This window comes from Limnochorda sp. (genome assembly GCF_047459355.1).
Taxonomy (GTDB): Bacteria; Bacillota; Limnochordia; order Limnochordales; family Limnochordaceae; genus Limnochorda.
On record NZ_VSCV01000024.1, the window covers coordinates 13,833 to 30,916 of the forward strand.

Annotated in this window: 16 protein-coding genes and 1 pseudogene; all 17 read left to right on the forward strand. The window is 69.5% G+C overall.

Annotated features, from left to right (window positions below):
* Positions 1-52 precede the first annotated feature (52 nt).
* Positions 53-835: a 30S ribosomal protein S2 gene (rpsB, locus tag FWJ67_RS08645; protein WP_369686542.1), complete on the forward strand. Its 783-nt coding sequence runs from the start codon at positions 53-55 to the stop codon at positions 833-835.
* Between the two features lie 77 nt (positions 836-912).
* Complete coding sequence (tsf, locus tag FWJ67_RS08650; protein WP_304171699.1) at positions 913-1,539, forward strand: translation elongation factor Ts; 627 nt, start codon at positions 913-915, stop codon at positions 1,537-1,539.
* Between the two features lie 43 nt (positions 1,540-1,582).
* Complete coding sequence (gene pyrH, locus FWJ67_RS08655; RefSeq protein ID WP_304171700.1) at positions 1,583-2,317, forward strand: UMP kinase; 735 nt, start codon at positions 1,583-1,585, stop codon at positions 2,315-2,317.
* Positions 2,310-2,870 (forward strand): ribosome recycling factor, encoded by a 561-nt coding sequence (gene frr / locus FWJ67_RS08660; protein WP_304171702.1) that lies wholly within the window; start codon positions 2,310-2,312, stop codon positions 2,868-2,870. Before pyrH ends, frr begins: the two co-directional genes overlap by 8 nt.
* A 113-nt stretch (positions 2,871-2,983) precedes the next feature.
* Entirely contained in the window at positions 2,984-3,109 is a 126-nt protein-coding gene (locus tag FWJ67_RS08665) for a hypothetical protein (protein ID WP_304171704.1), read from the forward strand.
* 11 nt (positions 3,110-3,120) lie between these two features.
* The gene (locus FWJ67_RS08670) at positions 3,121-3,852 is read left to right on the forward strand and encodes an isoprenyl transferase (RefSeq protein WP_304171706.1); all 732 of its coding nucleotides are present in this window, start codon (positions 3,121-3,123) and stop codon (positions 3,850-3,852) included.
* Entirely contained in the window at positions 3,849-4,709 is an 861-nt protein-coding gene (locus tag FWJ67_RS08675; RefSeq protein ID WP_414482208.1) for a phosphatidate cytidylyltransferase, read from the forward strand. The genes FWJ67_RS08670 and FWJ67_RS08675 overlap by 4 nt, the downstream gene beginning before the upstream one ends.
* Positions 4,710-4,742: 33 nt before the next feature.
* The gene (locus tag FWJ67_RS08680; protein ID WP_304171710.1) at positions 4,743-5,762 is read left to right on the forward strand and encodes an AI-2E family transporter; all 1,020 of its coding nucleotides are present in this window, start codon (positions 4,743-4,745) and stop codon (positions 5,760-5,762) included.
* A 109-nt stretch (positions 5,763-5,871) separates the two neighbouring features.
* Positions 5,872-7,074: a 1-deoxy-D-xylulose-5-phosphate reductoisomerase gene (dxr, locus tag FWJ67_RS08685; protein ID WP_369686539.1), complete on the forward strand. Its 1,203-nt coding sequence runs from the start codon at positions 5,872-5,874 to the stop codon at positions 7,072-7,074.
* The gene (gene rseP / locus FWJ67_RS08690; protein ID WP_304171714.1) at positions 7,071-8,105 is read left to right on the forward strand and encodes an RIP metalloprotease RseP; all 1,035 of its coding nucleotides are present in this window, start codon (positions 7,071-7,073) and stop codon (positions 8,103-8,105) included. Before dxr ends, rseP begins: the two co-directional genes overlap by 4 nt.
* Positions 8,106-8,231: 126 nt before the next feature.
* On the forward strand, positions 8,232-11,792 hold the full coding sequence (locus FWJ67_RS08695) for a PolC-type DNA polymerase III (protein ID WP_414482206.1): 3,561 nt from the start codon (positions 8,232-8,234) through the stop codon (positions 11,790-11,792).
* A 156-nt stretch (positions 11,793-11,948) separates the two neighbouring features.
* Entirely contained in the window at positions 11,949-12,410 is a 462-nt protein-coding gene (gene rimP, locus FWJ67_RS08700) for a ribosome maturation factor RimP (protein WP_414482205.1), read from the forward strand.
* A 30-nt stretch (positions 12,411-12,440) separates the two neighbouring features.
* Positions 12,441-13,556, forward strand: a pseudogene (gene nusA, locus FWJ67_RS08705) (transcription termination factor NusA); the annotation flags it as partial.
* Positions 13,557-14,111: 555 nt separating this feature from the next.
* Positions 14,112-14,384 carry an RNase P modulator RnpM gene (gene rnpM / locus FWJ67_RS08710; protein WP_304171723.1) on the forward strand — a complete coding sequence of 91 codons (273 nt, stop codon included), beginning with the start codon at positions 14,112-14,114 and terminating at the stop codon, positions 14,382-14,384.
* The gene (locus tag FWJ67_RS08715; RefSeq protein ID WP_304171725.1) at positions 14,381-14,746 is read left to right on the forward strand and encodes a L7Ae/L30e/S12e/Gadd45 family ribosomal protein; all 366 of its coding nucleotides are present in this window, start codon (positions 14,381-14,383) and stop codon (positions 14,744-14,746) included. Before rnpM ends, FWJ67_RS08715 begins: the two co-directional genes overlap by 4 nt.
* A gap of 4 nt (positions 14,747-14,750) precedes the next feature.
* Positions 14,751-16,916: a translation initiation factor IF-2 gene (gene infB, locus FWJ67_RS08720; RefSeq protein ID WP_414482204.1), complete on the forward strand. Its 2,166-nt coding sequence runs from the start codon at positions 14,751-14,753 to the stop codon at positions 16,914-16,916.
* Positions 16,917-16,921: 5 nt separating this feature from the next.
* On the forward strand, positions 16,922-17,084 hold a 163-nt coding region (locus FWJ67_RS08725), incomplete at its 3' end, for a DUF503 domain-containing protein (protein ID WP_414482215.1).

Genomic DNA, 17,084 nt, shown 5'->3' on the forward strand with positions numbered 1-17,084 from the left:
CCGGCGGATGAGGGGGCCGGAGGCTGACAACCTGACGAGGAGGTGAGCGGGCCTGGCTATTGTGACGATGAAGCAACTCCTGGAGTCAGGAGTGCACTTTGGCCATCAGACCCGCCGCTGGAATCCCAAGATGAAGCCGTTCATCTTCACTGAGAGGAACGGCATCTACATTATCGACCTGCAGAAGACCGTCCGGATGGTGGAGCAGGCCTACGCGTTCGTGCGCGACACGGTCGCCGAGGGCGGGACGGTTCTTTTTGTGGGCACCAAGAAGCAGGCCCAGCAGACCATCAAGGAAGAGGCCGAGCGCTGCGGCATGTTCTACGTCAACCAGCGCTGGCTGGGTGGCACCCTCACCAACTACCAGACCATCCGGACGCGGATCGAACGGCTCCATCGCCTGGGGGAGATGGAGCAGGACGGCACCTTCGACCGCCTGCCCAAGAAGGAAGTTTTGAAGCTTCTCAAGGAGAAGGAGCGCCTGGAGCGGTACCTGGGCGGCATCAGCCAGATGTGGCGGCTGCCTGATATCGTCTTCGTGGTCGACCCCCGCAAGGAGCGGATCGCGGTCTCCGAGGCCCGGAAGATGGAGATCCCCATCGTGGCCATCGTGGATACCAACTGCGATCCCGACGAGATCGATTACGTCATCCCGGGGAACGACGACGCCATCCGGGCCATCCGCCTCCTGACGAGCCGCATGGCCGATGCGGTCCTGGAGGGCAAGGAGGGGCGGCAGGAGACGGAGGCGTCCGAGTCGCCCGAGGCTGAGGCGGCCGATGAGGCCGCGATGCCAGCCGAGGAAGAGGAGGAAGAAGAAGTCCTCGAGGTGTAGCGGAGGGGAGGGCTCCCGCCCTCCTCGCCTTTTCCCCAATCCCTGCGCGAGCCGCGCGCCAAGGAGTGGTCGCGAACATGGCAGAGGTTACGGCAGCGCTGGTCAAGGAGCTGCGCGAGCGGACCGGCGCGGGCATGATGGATTGTAAGAAGGCCCTTATGGAGGCCGACGGGAACCTGGAGCGGGCCATTGAGATCCTCCGGGAGAAGGGCCTGGCTCAGGCGGCCAAGCGGGCGGGCCGGGCGGCCACCGAGGGCCTGGTGGGCGCCTACATCCACGGGGACGGCCGCATTGGTGTCCTCATCGAGGTCAACTGCGAGACCGATTTCGTCGCCAAGACGGAGGAGTTCCAGAACCTGGTGAAGGATCTCGCCATGCACGTGGCCGCGGCCCGGCCCGATTGGGTCCGGCGGGACGAGGTGCCCCAGTCGGTCATCGAGGCCGAGCGCCGGGTGTATGAGGCGGCCGCCCGGAACGAGGGGAAGCCGGAGCACGTTCTGGACCGGATCGTGGAGGGCCGGCTGGAGAAGTTTTTCCAGGAGCGCTGCCTTATGGAGCAGCCCTTCGTGAAGGATCCGGACCGCCGGGTGGAGCAGGTGGTGCAGGAAGTGGCCGCCCGCCTTGGCGAAAACGTTACTGTGCGCCGCTTCGCGCGCTTCGAGCGGGGCGAGGGGCTCGAAGAGCCGGCGGCGGCCGAGGCCTGAAGGCGCGCGAAGCTCGGAGGGACCCGGCGGCAGGGGTGAGGATGTGGAGCAGCCAGAGTACCGCCGTATCGTGGTGAAGCTGAGCGGCGAGGCCCTTGCAGGCGAGGGCGGTTTCGGGATCGATCTCAATGTGGTCCGCCGGCTGGCCGGTGAGATCCTGGACGTCTGCCGGATGGGTGTCCAGGTGGCGGCGGTGGTGGGCGGTGGGAACATCTGGCGTGGAGCGACCGCCAGCCAGGCCGGCATCGACCGGAGCACTGCGGACCATATGGGCATGCTGGCGACGGTCATCAACGCGCTGGCCCTCCAGGCGGCCTTGGAGGCGGCCGGTGCCGAGACCCGGGTCCAGACCGCCATCGACATGCGTCAGGTGGCCGAGCCCTACATCCGCCGCCGGGCCATTCGTCACCTGGAGAAGGGCCGGGTGGTCATCCTCGCCGCGGGGACGGGGAATCCCTTCTTCTCCACCGATACGGCGGCGGCGCTCCGGGCTGCTGAGCTGGAGGCGGAGGTCATCCTCATGGCCAAGCGGGGGGTGGACGGCATCTACAGCGCCGACCCCCGGGTGGATCCGACGGCCCAGAAGTACGATGAGCTCCACTACCTGGACCTCCTCAACCAGGGCCTGGCCGTCATGGACTCGACCGCTGCCTCCCTCTGCATGGAGAACGGCATTCCCATCATCGTCTTCAACTTCGAGGCCCCGGGGGCCCTCCGGCGCATCTGTCTGGGCGAGAGAATCGGAACCTTCGTCGGAGGTGGGGCGCGTCATGAGTGAGGCTGAGATCCTCAGTGCCGCCGAAGAGCGGATGAAGAACGTCATCGAGTCGACCCGGCGCGACCTGGCCGCCATCCGGACCGGGCGGGCCAACCCGGCGCTCTTGGACCGGGTGCAGGTCGAGTACTACGGCACCCTCACCCCCTTGAAGCAGCTGGCGACCGTCTCCGCTCCCGAGCCCCGACTGCTCCTGATCCAGCCCTTCGACAAGAACGCGGTGAAGGCCATCGAACGGGCCATCCTCCAGTCCGATCTGGGCTTTACACCCACAACCGACGGCCATGTGGTTCGGATCACCGTCCCCGAGCTGACCGAGGAACGCCGGAAGGAGCTGGTCCGCCTGGCCCGGAAGACGGCGGAGGAGAAGCGGGTGGCCATCCGCAACCTTCGCCGGGAGGCCAACGAGCGGGTTCGGGCGGCCCAGAAGGATGGTGAGTTGAGCGAGGACGAGGCGCGTCGGCTCGAGGAGAAGATCCAGCAGCTGACGGATCGGTACGTGGGTGAAGTGGACCGCCTGCTGGAGGCCAAGGAGCGGGACATTCTCGAGGTTTGAGCATGGACGCGCCGGACGTGCTCGGGATGGCATGGGAGGAAGCAGAGGCTCTCTTAGAAGAGGCAGGGTGGAGCGCGGCCCCGGCGATCACGAGGCCGCCGGGAGCGCCCCCCTTGCCCGACGAACTCCTGCGGGTGATTCGGGTGCGGGCCCATCAGGCGGAGCGCCGGCTGGACGTGGTGCTGGCGCCCGAGCGGTTCCTGAGCGGGAAAGACTCCGGGGCACCCGGAGCAGGATGAGCGCGCCCAGCATGAACGGCCAGGCCCCCTCTTTGCCCAGGCACCTGGCCATCATCATGGATGGGAACGGGCGATGGGCCGTCCGTCGGGGCCTTTCCCGGCACGAAGGGCACGAGATGGGGATTGAGGCCCTCCGCCGGGTGGTTCGAGCCTGTGTGGCCCGGGGCATCCCCTACCTCACCGTCTACGCCTTCTCCACCGAGAACTGGGAACGGCCCGCCGATGAGGTGGCCGCGTTGATGCGGCTCCTGGACCGGGTCCTCATCGAAGAGGTAGACGAGCTGGCCGCGCAGGGGGTCCGGGTGCGGGTGTTGGGCCGCCGGAAGGGGCTCCCAGAGGACCTGGTCGCCCGGATCGAGCAGGCCTGCCAGAAGACCGCCGGGAACGACCGGCTCATCTTGAGTGTGGCCTGGAACTACGGCGGCCGGGCGGAGATCGTTGATGCGGCCCAGGCCATCGCCCGGGAGGCGGCCGCAGGACGCCTCGACCCAGAGGCCATCAATGAGACCCTGTTCGCGGAGTACCTGTACACCGCGGGCCTTCCCGATCCCGATCTGGTCATCCGAACGGGCGGAGAGTTTCGCATCAGCAACTTCCTCCTGTGGCAGGTGGCCTACGCGGAGTTCTGGGCCACCCCCGTGCTCTGGCCCGATTTCTCCGAAAGGGACCTGGACGAAGCCCTGGAGGCCTACCGGCATCGCTCCCGGCGGTTCGGGCGGGTGGAAGTGGGGCCCCAGCCGTGAAACGCTTGGGTGTGGCGCGGCAGCCGGAACGCCCCGCCGGGGGCGGTTTGAAGGCCCGGGTGGCGACGGCGGTGGTGGGGGCTCCGCTCTTGCTGGGGGCCCTCTGGCTGGGGGGGCTTCCCTGGCTGATCCTGGTGGCGGCGGTGGGCCTTCTGGGCGCGCCGGAGGTGGCCCGGCTCTACGGCCGGGGCGGGTGGCGAGCGCCGGGCGATGGGCTGATTTTGGCGGTCTTGTGGCCCATCGGCCTCGCATACCTTGCCGGTGAGGGGCTGGTCGATCTCCTCTGGCCCCAGGCGGGGGCCCTGCTTGCCGTTCCCCTCCTTTATGGTTTGGTGCGGGAACTCTTCCGGCCCCACCCCCAACTCCTCACCGCGGCTGCGGTCTTGGCCGTCACCCTGGTCTACTGGGGCGGGTTACTCGCCCACCTGATCCTCTTGCGGGCCCTGCCTCAGGGGCTGGCCTGGAGCTTGGTGCTGGTGGCGGGCACCTGGGGGGCCGACATCGCCGCCTACTTCATCGGGCGCCAGTGGGGGCGCCGCCGCCTGGCGCCCCACCTCAGCCCGGGGAAGACGGTGGAGGGGACGGTGGCCGGCCTCGTGGCCGGGCTGGCCAGCGCCGGGCTGGTGGGGTGGGGGGTGGGCCTGAAGGGCCCAGGGTTGCTCTGGGCTGGGGCTGCCATGGTGCTGGCCGTCCCTCTGGGTGATCTGATCGAATCGGGGTTCAAGCGCGAGGCGGGGGTGAAGGACTCGGGCAGCCTGCTGCCCGGTCATGGGGGCCTCCTGGACCGGTTCGACAGCCTGATCCTAGCCGGCGCCGTCCTCTACCACTGGGTCACCTGGCTGCAGGGAGGGCTCTAGCCGCCGCGCCGCTGGCCCCGGGAAGGCGGGCCCGTGGCGGTGCACCTGAGAAGCTGGGCTGGGTACGCTGGGGGAGCCGCCGCGGGGCTCCTCTTTCTCTACCTCCTCCCCCACATGGGGCCTCTACTGGTGGGTCTCCTTCTGGCCATTCTGGTGGACCGTCCCGTCACGGCCCTGGAGGCTCGGGGCGTGGGCCGGGGCCTGGCCGCCGCATTGGTTCTGGGGGGCGGCGCTCTGGCCCTGGTGTTGGTGGGCGTCGGGCTGGGAACGGCCCTTTATGCCGAAGTGCGCCAGTTGGCCAGCCTACTCCACCTAGCGCCCCACGCCGTGCCCTCCACCACCGGGGGCGGGGTTCTGGCGGAGGTGGGGTGGTTGGAGAGCCTCCCGCCGCTGGTCCAGGATCTGGCCCGGCGGGCGGTGGAGGCGGCCTACGGGGCGGTGGGGCGGTGGGTGGAAGGCGTCGTCCAGCTGGTGGCGGGCCTGCCGGCGTTGGTCTGGCCCCTGACCGTCAGCCTGCTGGTCGCCTACTTTGCCAGCCGGGACCGGCGGATGCTCGCGGAGGTGACGCTCCGCTTCCTGCCGGGGCGGTTGCGGCGCCGGGCCGCCCGGTTGCGGGGCCGCTTCCTTGGCCAGGTGGCCGCCTTTCTCCACGCCCAGGTGGTGGTGGTGGGCCTCTCGGCGCTCCTTTCCGCCATCGCGCTGGCCCTTCTGGGGTCTCCTTTCGCCGTGAGCTTGGGGCTTCTGGCCGGGCTTTTGGACATCATCCCCTTCTTGGGACCGGCGACGGTCTTCGGCGTGCTGGCAGGCGTGCGGGTGGTCCAGGGGGCGCTGGGCCCGGCCCTGGCCGCCGCCGCGTGCGGGCTGGCGGTGACGGCTGTCCGGCAGGTGGCGGAGACCCGGGTGGTGGCCGGCCGGACCCAGCTCCATCCCCTGACGGTGGTGGTCGCTATCTATCTGGGCGGCCGCCTGCTGGGGGCGGCGGGCTTCCTGGCCGGGCCGGTCATCGCCCTGGCGGCCAAAGCCCTTCTGGCCGAAGGGACGGGCCGCCTCTAGGCCAGGACGACCCCCGCCCTCGTGACACCGAGGCGGTTCCTCCACCCAGGATGGGGGGCGCATTGGTGGCGGCCAGGGGCTGTGCTATAATACCGCCAGGGGTGGAGGCATGTCCGTGACGCGGGTTGCCATCTTGGGAGCGACGGGGTCCATCGGCCAGCTGGCCCGGGACGTGGTCGCCAGTCACCCGGGCCGGTTCGAGCTGGTCGGGATGGCGGCCGGCACCCGCGTCGAGCCTCTGGCGGAAGCCGCCTCCCAGGAGGCCCCCTGGCTCCGCTTGAGGTGGCTGAACGTGGCCACCGCCGAGGCTCGGGAGCGCCTCGAGGCGCTCTTGCCTCCGGCGCAGAAGGCCGGCGTGGAGATCACCGTCGGTGAGGACGGGTTGGTCGCCATGGCCCAGGCGCCGGAGGTGGACCTGGTGGTGGTGGCGGTGGTGGGCTTTGCGGGCCTGGCTCCCACCCTGGCCGCCTTGCGGGCGGGGAAGCGGGTCGCCCTAGCCACCAAGGAGAGCCTGGTGGTGGCGGGCCACCTGGTGCGGGAGGCGTGGCGGGGCGGGAAGGGCGAGCTCTTCCCCGTGGACAGCGAGCACAGCGCTCTGTGGCAGCTTTTGGAGGGCGCGCGGCAGCGGCCCTCTCGTCTTTACCTGACCGCGTCGGGCGGCCCCTTCCGCACGGCCTCCCGGGAGGCGATGGCCCAGGCGACGGTGGAGGAGACCCTGCGGCATCCCACCTGGTCCATGGGACCCAAGATCACCGTCGATTCGGCCACCCTCATGAACAAGGGCTTCGAGGTGCTGGAGGCCGCCTGGCTCTTCGACATGGAGCTGGACCGGATCCATGTGGTGGTCCACCCCCAGAGCATCGTCCACGCCCTGGTGGCTTGGCCCGACGGTTCCCTCACCGCTCAGCTGGCCGTCCCCCACATGCGCCTTCCCGTGGAGCGGGCCATGCTGTACCCCGACGGGGCCGTCGAGTCGGTCCCGGCATTGGATCCCACTACCTTGGGCACCCTCCATTTTGAGCCCGTCGACCGGGCCCGTTTCCCCCTGTTGGATGCCGCCTATCACGCGGGCAAGCTGGGCGGCACCTATCCGGCCGTGCTCAACGCCGCCGACGAGATCGCAGTCCAGGCCTTCCTCGACGGCCGCATCCGCCTGGTGGACATCGAGCGGGTGGTCCACCAGGTGCTGGAACGCCATGAGAGCCACGACGCACCGGATCTGGAGACCATCCGGGAGGCAGACCGGTGGGCACGGCACGAGGCCGAGGACCTCTGCCAGGTCCTGGAAGGAAGGAGCAGGGTGCGATCATGATCACGCTGCAGTCGTTGGTGGCGTTCGTCCTGGTCTTCGGCGTCATCGTGCTCTTCCACGAGCTGGGCCACTACGGCACGGCCAAATTGTTGGGGATCGGCGTCCATGAGTTTTCCATCGGCTTTGGGCCGGGGGTGAGCCGCTCCTGGCGGGGCACCCGCTACTCCTTGCGGGTGATCCCTCTGGGAGGCTTCTGCCGGCTCTACGGGATGGAGCCCAACGAGGACGAGCGGATCGGCCTGCGGCCCGACGACCCCCGGAACTTCCACGCCCGGCCGGTCTGGCAGCGGATGGCGGTGATTGCGGCCGGGCCCGCCATGAACTTCCTCCAGGCTGTGATCATTCTGGCCCTGATCGCCACCGTCACCATTCCCGTCCAGGTGGTGGGCCTGGAGCCGGGAAGCCCGGCGGCGCAGGCCGGCTTCCAGCCGGGGGATGCCATCGTCGCCATCGAGGGCCAGACCGTCTACCGGACGGTGGAGGTGAACCGGCTCATCGCCGCCAGCGAAGGGGAGCCCATCGAGGTCACCGTGCGGCGGGACGGCCAGAATCTGGTCCTCACCGTCCAGCCTGAGCGCCAGCCCGATGGGGCCCTGCGCATCGGTGTTCAGATCATGGACGGGATGCGGGGCGTCCCCTGGTGGCAAGCCCTTCCTGAAGGGTTCCGCCAGACCTGGCAGATGACCCGGAGCCTGGTGACGGGGCTCCTGGGCATGATCGCCCAGCGGGTGCCTGTGGAGCTGTCGGGGCCGGTGGGGATCTTCCAGATCGTGGGCCAGTCGGCCCAGCAGGGCTGGTTCTCCCTGCTCCTTCTGGCGGCGGTCCTCAACGTCAACCTGGGCCTCCTCAACCTCCTGCCCATCCCCGTGCTGGATGGGGGCTGGCTCCTCTTCCTGGGGCTGGAGGGCCTGCGGGGCAAGCCCATCCCGCCCGAGCACCAGGGCTGGGCGACGGTGGTTGGGTTCGCCTTCCTCATGGCCCTCGTCCTCTTCGCCACCTACCAGGACATCCTCCGGATCCTCCTGGAGTGAGCAGCGGCCGCGGGGCGGGCCTTTCCAGCGCGCCTCGCAGGGTTTCCCCGAGGGTTGCCCGAAGGTAGGTGGCATTGGGCGGAGCTTCCCAGCCGCCCGATTCCATCGACCGGAGGCCGTTTCCTGGTGTCGTGTCGTTACGTCATTCCGTCCCCTGCTGAACGGAGCCTGGCCCGCCTGTGGGAGCGGGCGGGCCTCACTGGCCCTGTGCCCGCGGAGGTCGCCCGTTGCCGCATCCTCCAGGTGGAGGTGGACCCGGAGGCCCGCTCCTGGCGGCTTCTCATCGACGGAACCCTCCCCCCGGAGGTGCGGGAGGCGATGGAGACCCGCCTCACCCAGGCGGTGGACGGGGTGGCCCGCATCTCCCTGGAGGGTTCGGCCGGGGCGTCCAGCCCGGCCCAGGATGATCAGGATGAGGATCGGGCCCAAGAGGAGGCCAGCTCCTCAGGGACTCCCGAGGATGACGCGGCCTACGCCCGGTGGCTCCAGGAGCACTTCCGCCCGCCCGGCGAGGCGCGGGGGGATGAGCCCGCCCCAGGAGCGGGCGGGAATGGGGAAGGGCCCATCCGTTTCGGCCGGTCCCTCCCTCAGGATCCGGTCATCACGCCCCTCAAGGAGCTTCAGGAACCGGGGCCTGAGGTGGTGATCCAGGGTGAGATCCTCAACCTGGAGACCCGCCCAGTGCGGGCCAGGCGGAACGGGCAGGAGAACGGAGGCGCGAAGCTCGTCCAGTTCGACGTCACGGACCGGACCGACTCCATCCGGGTGAAGTTCTTCGACCGGGGGCGGGAAGACGGCGGGTCCGACATCGAGGCGGTCCTCAAGCCGGGCACTTGGGTCCGGGTGCGGGGGCTGCCCGTCCTGGACCGGTTCCGGGAGGAGCTGGTCGTGGAAGCCCGGGGCATCCAGGTGATCGACCCGCCCCGCCGGCTGGACACCGCGCCCGAAAAGCGGGTGGAGCTCCACCTGCACACCAAGATGAGCGCCCTCGATGGGCTTTCGCCCATCGACGAGGTGATCAAGCAGGCGGCCGAGTGGGGCCACCCGGCCGTGGCCATCACCGACCACGGGGTGGTCCAGGCCTTCCCTGAGGCCTACCAGGTGGCGAAGAAGTACGGCATCAAGCTGATCTACGGGATGGAGGGGTACCTCTGTGACGACCCCTCCCCCCGGAGCCCCACGTACCATATCATCATCCTGGCCCGGAACAAGCAGGGGCTCCGGAACCTGTACGAGCTGGTCTCCCTCTCCCACCTGAAGTACTTTTACCGGCGGCCCCGGATCCCCCGGGCCGAGCTCGTCCGGCTGCGGGAGGGGCTCATCCTGGGCTCGGCCTGCGAGGCGGGGGAGCTCTTCCGCGCCCTGGTCCGGGGAGCGTCGGAGGAGGAGCTCCTCGAGATCGCTTCCTTCTATGACTACCTAGAGATTCAGCCCCTGGCCAACAACCGGTTCATGATCGACCAGGGGATTGCCCGGGACGAGGAGGACCTGCGCGCCTTCAACCGCCGGATCGTGGCCCTAGCCGACCGCCTGGGCAAGCCGGTGGTGGCCACGGGCGACGTCCACTTCGTCCACCCCGAGGACCAGATCTTCCGGCAGATCATCCAGGCGGGCCAGGGCTACGAGGATGTGGAGAACCCCGCGCCCCTCTACTTCCGCCCCACCCAGGAGATGCTGGAGGAGTTCGCCTACCTGGGCGAGGAGCGGGCCTACGATGTGGTGGTCACCCAGCCCCGGCGCCTGGCGGAGACGGTGGAGGCGATGGCCCCCGTCCCCGAAGGGCTCCATGCGCCCGAGCTTCCCGGCGCCGCCGAGCGGATCACCGAGATGACCTACCGCCGGGCCAAGGAGCTTTACGGCGACCCCTTGCCCGACCTGGTCCGGGAACGGATCGAGCGGGAGCTGCGCTCCATCGTGGGGAACGGCTTCGCTTCGTTGTACCTGGCCGCGGCCCTCCTGGTGGAGCGCTCCTTGCGGGACGGGTACCTCGTCGGCTCCCGGGGCTCGGTGGGCTCCTCGTTGGTCGCCACCCTCTGCGGCATCACCGAGGTGAATCCGCTGCCACCCCACTACCTCTGCGCTCAGTGCCACTACGTGGAATTTTTCGACGACGGCTCCGTCGGGGCCGGGGTGGACCTGCCGCGCCGAGCCTGCCCCACGTGCGGCACCGAGCTTGGCCGGTTCGGATTTGACATCCCCTTTGAGACCTTCATGGGCTTTCACGGCGAGAAGGTGCCCGACATCGACCTCAACTTCTCGGGGGAGTACCAAGCCACCATCCACAAGGCGGCCGAGGAGATCTTCGGCTCCGAGCAGGTCTACCGGGCGGGCACCATCGCCACCCTGGCCGAGCGGACGGCCTACGGCTTTGTCCGCAAGTACCTGGATGAGAAGGGGGTCCCGGCCCGCAGCGCGGAGATCAACCGGCTGGTCCAGGGGTGCACGGGGGTGCGGCGGACCACGGGCCAGCACCCCGGCGGGTTGATGGTCCTCCCCAAGGGGCGGGAGATCTACGAGTTCACCCCCATTCAGTACCCGGCCAACGACCGGGAAGCCGGGGTGATCACCACCCACTTCGACTACCACGCCATCTCCGAGCAGCTGGTGAAGCTGGACCTTTTGGGCCACGACGATCCGACCATGCTCCGGATGCTGGAGGCGGAGACGGGGGTGCCCCCCCGCGCCATCCCCCTGGATGACCCGGCCACCATGGCCATCTTCTCGGGCGTGGAGAGCTTGGGGATCAAGGATCCGGAGCGGCTGGGCCTGCGGGTGGGGACCCTGGGCATCCCGGAGTTCGGGACCCGGTTTGTCCGCCAGATGCTGGAGGAGACCCGGCCCACCACCTTCAGCCAGCTGGTCCGCATCAGCGGCTTCTCCCACGGGACCAACGTCTGGACCAACAACGCGCAGGAGTTGATCCGCGCCGGCATCGCCGACCTGAACCAGGCCATCGCCACCCGGGACGACATCATGACCTACCTTATCCGGCAGGGCATGGAGCCGGAGCTGGCCTTCAACATCATGGAGAAGGTCCGCAAGGGCAAAGGGGTGTCGGAGGAAGAAGAGGCGGCCATGAAGGCGTGCGGGGTGCCCCAGTGGTACGTGGACTCCTGCCGGAAGATCAGCTACATGTTCCCCAAGGCCCACGCGGTGGCCTACGTCACCATGGCCTTCCGCATCGCCTACTATAAGGTTCACTACCCGGCCGCCTTCTACGCCGTCTACTTCTCCGTCCGGGCGGAGGAGTTCGACGCGGGCCTGGTGGTCCGGGGCGAGGAGGCCATCCGCCGGGAGATGCAGCGGCTGGACCAGAAGGGGGCCGACGCCACCGCCCGGGACCGGAATATGGTCACCATCCTGGAGGTGGTCCTGGAGGCCCTGGCCCGGGGCATCCGCTTCCGCCCGGTGGATCTGGACGCGTCCGATCCCTTGCGGTTCCGGATCGAGCCGGCGGACCCTGGGGAGGACGGGGTCAAGGCGTGGCTGCGGCCTCCCTTGATCGCCCTGCCGGGGGTGGGCCGGCAGGCGGCCCTGGCCATCGACGCCGCCCGGCAGGAGGGCCCCTTCGGCTCGGTGGAGAACCTCCAGGCCCGGAGCCGGGTGAGCCGGACGGTGGTGGATGTCCTCCGGGAGCACGGCGCCCTGGGCGACTTGCCTGAGAAGGACCAGTTGAGCCTCTTCTAGGTGGCTTCCCCTTGCAGGCCCCAGGGGGATGGGGTATACTGAAAGCGGCTTCGAGTCGTTGTCGTGAAAGAGTGGGCGAGCCCCACTCTTTCGTCCTGTCTGGACCTTTTTCGGCTACAAGGCTGTTGGGCGAAGGGACGGTGGAGAGGCCCGGCTATGAAGCGGGATGAGATTGAAGCCCAGGTGGAGGCACTGGCGGAGCCCATCGCCGACGCATGTGGTGTCGAGCTGGTGGATGTTGCCTACGTGACCGAGCAGGGTCGTCGCATTCTCCGGGTGAGCATCGACCGGGACGGCGGCGTCACCCTGGACGATTGCCAGCGGGTGAGCGAACTTCTCAGCGACGAGCTGGACCGGGTCGATCCCATTCCCGGCTCCTACAGCCTGGAGGTCTCGTCGCCCGGCCTGGAGCGCCCCCTGAAGAAGCCCCGGGAGTTTGAGCGCTTCCGGGGCCGGACGGTTCGGGTGAGGGCCTACGCTCCCATCAACGGCTCCCGCACGTGGGAGGGGCGCTTGCTCGGACTGATCGATGAGCATGTGGTCGTGGAGACGTCCCAGGGAGAGGTCCGGGTTCCCTTGGACACGGTGGCGAAGGCCCATCTGGTCCCGGAGTGGTGACCAGGAGGCAACAGGAGGTTTGTACGGGTCATGAACCTGGAGTTGGTGGGGGCCCTCAACGAGCTGGAGCAGGAGCGAGGCATCTCCAAGGAGATCCTGCTTTCGGCCATTGAGGCCGCGATCGTCTCCGCCTACAAGCGGAACTTCAGCAACGCGGACAACGTGCGGGTCGAGCTGGATGAGCGCACGGGCACCATCGCCGTCTTCGCCCAGAAGGAAGTGGTCGACGAGGTCGAGGACGACACCCTTCAGATCAGCCTGGAGGAGGCCCGGGAGCGGGACCCGGCCGTCAAGGTGGGGGACGTGGTCGATGTGGAGGTCACCCCCGAGGACTTCGGCCGCATCGCCGCCCAGACCGCCAAGCAGGTGGTCATCCAGCGGATCCGCGAGGCGGAGCGGGCCCTGATCTACGACGAGTTCTCCAACCGGGCGGAGGAGATCGTCACCGGGACCGTCCAGCGGATCGACCGCCGGAACGTCTTCGTCGACCTGGGCCGGGTGGAAGCCCTCCTGCCGCCCTCGGAGCAGATGCCGGGGGACAATTACTACCGGGGCCAGCGCCTCAAGTGCTACATCGCCGAGGTGCGCCAGACGCCCCGGGGCCCCCAGGTGATCCTCTCCCGCAGCCATCCGGGGCTCCTCAAGCGTCTTTTCGAGCTGGAGGTTCCCGAGATCCGGGACGGCGTGGTGGAGATCCGGGCCGCGGCCCGGGAGGCGGGGAAGCGCTCCAAGATCGCGGTCTGGAGCCGGGATGACCGGGTGGATCCCGTCGGGGCCTGCGTGGGCCCCCGGGGGATCCGGGTCCAGGCGGTGGTCCAGGAGCTGCGGGGCGAGAAGATTGACATCATCCAGTGGGATCCGGACCTGCGCCGTTTCGTCAAGAACGCCCTCAGCCCGGCCCGGGTGACGGACGTCTTCCTCAGCAAAGACGGGGAGACGGCCACGGTGGTGGTGCCGGAGCAGCAGCTTTCCCTGGCCATCGGCCGGGAGGGGCAGAACGCCCGCCTGGCCGCCAAGCTGACGGGGCTTCGGATCGACATCAAGAGCGAGGCGCAGATGGCTGAGATGATCTTCACCCGGGCCCAGGAGGAGCCCGAGGTGGAGCCCGTCGAGGCCGAAGGGCTGCCGGAGATGCTGGAGGCCGAGGCCGAACCGGTGGCGGACGAGCTGCTGGCGCCGGAGGTTGAGCCGGCAGCTGAGGTGGAGCTGGAGCCGGCCGGGGCGGTCGAGGACGAGGCCGAGGCGGAGGAGGCCGTGCCCTTCTTCGAGCTGGAGCTGGAGGAGCCCGAGCCTGAGCCGGAGGAGCCCAAGCGGGCCAAGCTGCCGGCGCGTAAGGTGAAGCGGGTGGTCCGGCAGGAGATCGAAGAGGCCATCGTGGACGAGGTGGTCGCGGAGGACGAGGAGCTGCCCTCCCTCTTCGGCAGTGACGACGAGGACGAGGAGGCGCCGGCGGACGTGGCCGAAGTGGAGTCGGGCCCCGTCTTCGTGTCCGGGCCCAAGGCCCCCGTCCAGGACGAACGGCTGGCCCGGCTGGCTCGGCTCTTCCAGGACCCGGATCTCGCGGCCAAGGAGGCGGCCGAACGCCAGGCCAAGCGGGAGCGGGAACGGGAGGAGCGGGAGCGGGAACGGGAGGCCAAGGCCAAGCGGGTGCTCAAGGACTTTTCCGAGCTCGCCAAGCTGCTCGAAGAGGAGTGAGGGGACGTGGCGCCGCGGCATGTGCCGCAGCGGACCTGTGTGGGGTGCCGGACGGTCCGGCCCAAGCGGGAGCTGGTCCGGGTGGTGCGGACGCCCGAGGGGACCGTGGAGCTCGATCCGACGGGGAAGCGGTCGGGGCGGGGGGCGTACCTGTGTCCGGATCTCAGCTGCTTGGAGGCTGCCGTCCAGGGGCGGCGGCTTGAGCGGGCCCTGCGTCATCCGGTCAGCAGGGAGGTCCTGGAGCAGGTGCGGAGTGCGCTGGAGGAGATTCCTTCGTGAGCGGGCAGGAGGTCGAGGGCGTCCTCCATCTCTTGGGGCTGGCCCGCCGGAGCGGGCGGCTGGTCTCAGGGGATCGGGCCGTGCTCGCCGCGTGCACGGCCGGGCAAGCCCGGCTCCTTCTCCTGGCGGAGGACGCCTCGCCCAACACCCGCCGGCGTTTCGAAACGGCGGCTGAACGAGCTGGGATCCCCCTCCGGTACCTAGCCGACCGGATCCGGCTCGGGGAAGCCTTGGGCCAGAGCCCTCGCGCGGTGGTCGCCCTCACCGACGCCGGCTTCGCCAACGCGGTGCTGGACCGACTCTCCCGCAGGCGGCGGGGGCGGGGGAGGACGGAGACCATTCAGGATAGGGGTCAGGAGTGATGGCATGAGTGGAATGCGTGTTTATGAGTTGGCTCGGGAGCTGGGCGTCGACAGCAAGGATCTGCTCTCTTTCCTGCGCGAGCGAGGGCTGGACCTGAAGAACCACATGAGCCTGGTCGACGAGAAGGCCGCCGGTGAGGCCCGCCGGCGCTTCAGCCCGTCGAGCCGGCCGGCTCAGGCCAAGGCGGAGCAGCCGGCCCGGAGCAAGGCGGCCGCCCGGGCGGCGGGCGGGGCCAACGCCAGCCGAGCTGGGGCGGGTTCCAGCCAAAGCGGGGCGAGGAACAGCCAAGGGGCGTCGGGCAGCACAGGCGGTGCCCGGGGCAGCCGGGGCGGCCTAACGGGCGATCGGAAGGGATCCCGTTCGGGCCGGCGGCAGGCCCGCCGGGGCGGCCGGGGCCGGAGCGAGGCGCAAGAGCCCGCCCGCCAGCGGCCTGAGCGGATCGTGCTGCCGGAGAAGATCACCGTCGCCGAGCTGGCCGAAATGCTGGCCATCCCGGCGGTGGCCCTTATCAAGAGCCTGATGAAGGCTGGGATCATGGCCGCCATCAACCAGTCCATCGATTTTGAGACGGCGGCCCAGGTGGCTAAGAGCCTGGGCGTGGCCGTGGAGCGGCCCCAGCGCCCGACGGCCGATGGGCGGCTCCTGGAGGACGAGGATGAAGCCGACCTGGTCCCCCGCCCGCCGGTGGTGACGGTGATGGGCCACGTGGACCACGGAAAGACCACCCTCCTGGACACCATCCGCCAGACCCGGGTGGTGGAGCGGGAGGCGGGCGGCATCACCCAGCACATCGGCGCCTACCAGGTCACCGTCGGCGACCGGAAGATCACCTTCTTGGATACGCCCGGCCACGAGGCCTTCACCTCCATGCGGGCCCGGGGCGCCCAGGTGACGGACGTGGCCGTCCTGGTGGTGGCCGCGGACGACGGCGTCATGCCCCAGACCCTGGAGGCCATCAGCCATGCCCAGGCGGCCGAGGTGCCCATCGTGGTCGCCATCAATAAGATGGACCGGTCTGGCGCCGACCCCGAACGGGTGAAGCAGCAGCTGGCCGAGCATGGTCTGGTGCCCGATGAATGGGGCGGCGATACGGTCTGCGTGCCCATCTCCGCCCTGAAGGGTGAGGGCATCGATGAGCTGCTGGAAATGATCCTCCTTGTCGCCGACATGCGGGAGTTGAAGGCCAACCCCAACCGGCCGGCCTCGGGCGTCATCGTGGAGGCCCGTCTGGACCGGGGGCGGGGGCCGGTGGCCACCGTGCTGGTGCAGAACGGCACCCTGCGCCTGGGCGATGTGGTGGTGGCCGGCCCGGTGGCGGGCAAGGTCCGGGCCATGCTCAACGAGTGGGGCGAGCCCATGGAGGAGGCGGGCCCGGCCACACCCGTGGAGGTCCTGGGCTTCCAGGATGTGCCGGAGGCGGGAGACCTCCTGGAGGTGGTGGCCGACGAGCGGGAGGCCCGCCAGCGGGCCGAGGCCATCGCGGCCGAGCGGCAGCTGCCTGAAGCCAAGGGCGGCGTCGTCACCTTGAGCCAGCTGGCCACCCGGGGCCAGGCCGAGGTGAAGGAGCTGAACCTGGTGCTGAAGGCTGACGTCCAGGGGACCTTGGAGGCCGTCCGCCAGTCCCTGGAGCGCCTGAGCACTGATGAGGTCCGGGTCAACGTGATCCACGGGGCCGTCGGGGGGATCTCCGAGACAGACGTCACCCTGGCCCAGGCTTCGGAAGCGGTGGTCTTGGGCTTCAACGTCCGGCCCGACGGGGCGGCGCGCCGGGCCGCCGAGCGGGCGGGGGTGGAGATCCGGACCTACACCGTCATCTATCAGGCCATCGATGACGTAAAGGCGGCCCTGGAGGGCATGCTCGAACCGGAGATGGAGGAGCAGGTGGTGGGTGTGGCGGAAGTCCGCCAGATCTTCCACGTGCCCGGCGGCACCGTGGGGGGCTGCTACGTCACCGAAGGGGAGATCCGCCGGGGGGCCAAGGCCCGGCTCCTGCGGGACGGCGTGGTGGTCCACGACGGCGTCATCGCCTCCCTGCGCCGGTACAAGGATGACGTCCGGACCGTCAGCCAGGGGTACGAGTGCGGCGTGGGCTTTGAGAAGTTCCACGACCTGAAGGAAGGGGACGTCATCGAGGTCTACCAGGTCGTGGCCGTGCCCGCCCGCACCTGAGGACCATGGTGGTCGGGATTGCTGAGATCCGCCTGCTTCTCCCGGGACCTCGCTCCTTGAAGGAGAAGCGGCGGATCCTCCGGAGCCTGCTCGATCGCCTCCGGGCCCGGTACCCGGTGGCCGTCGCCGAGGTGGGCGACCAGGACCTGTGGAACCGGGCCACGGTGG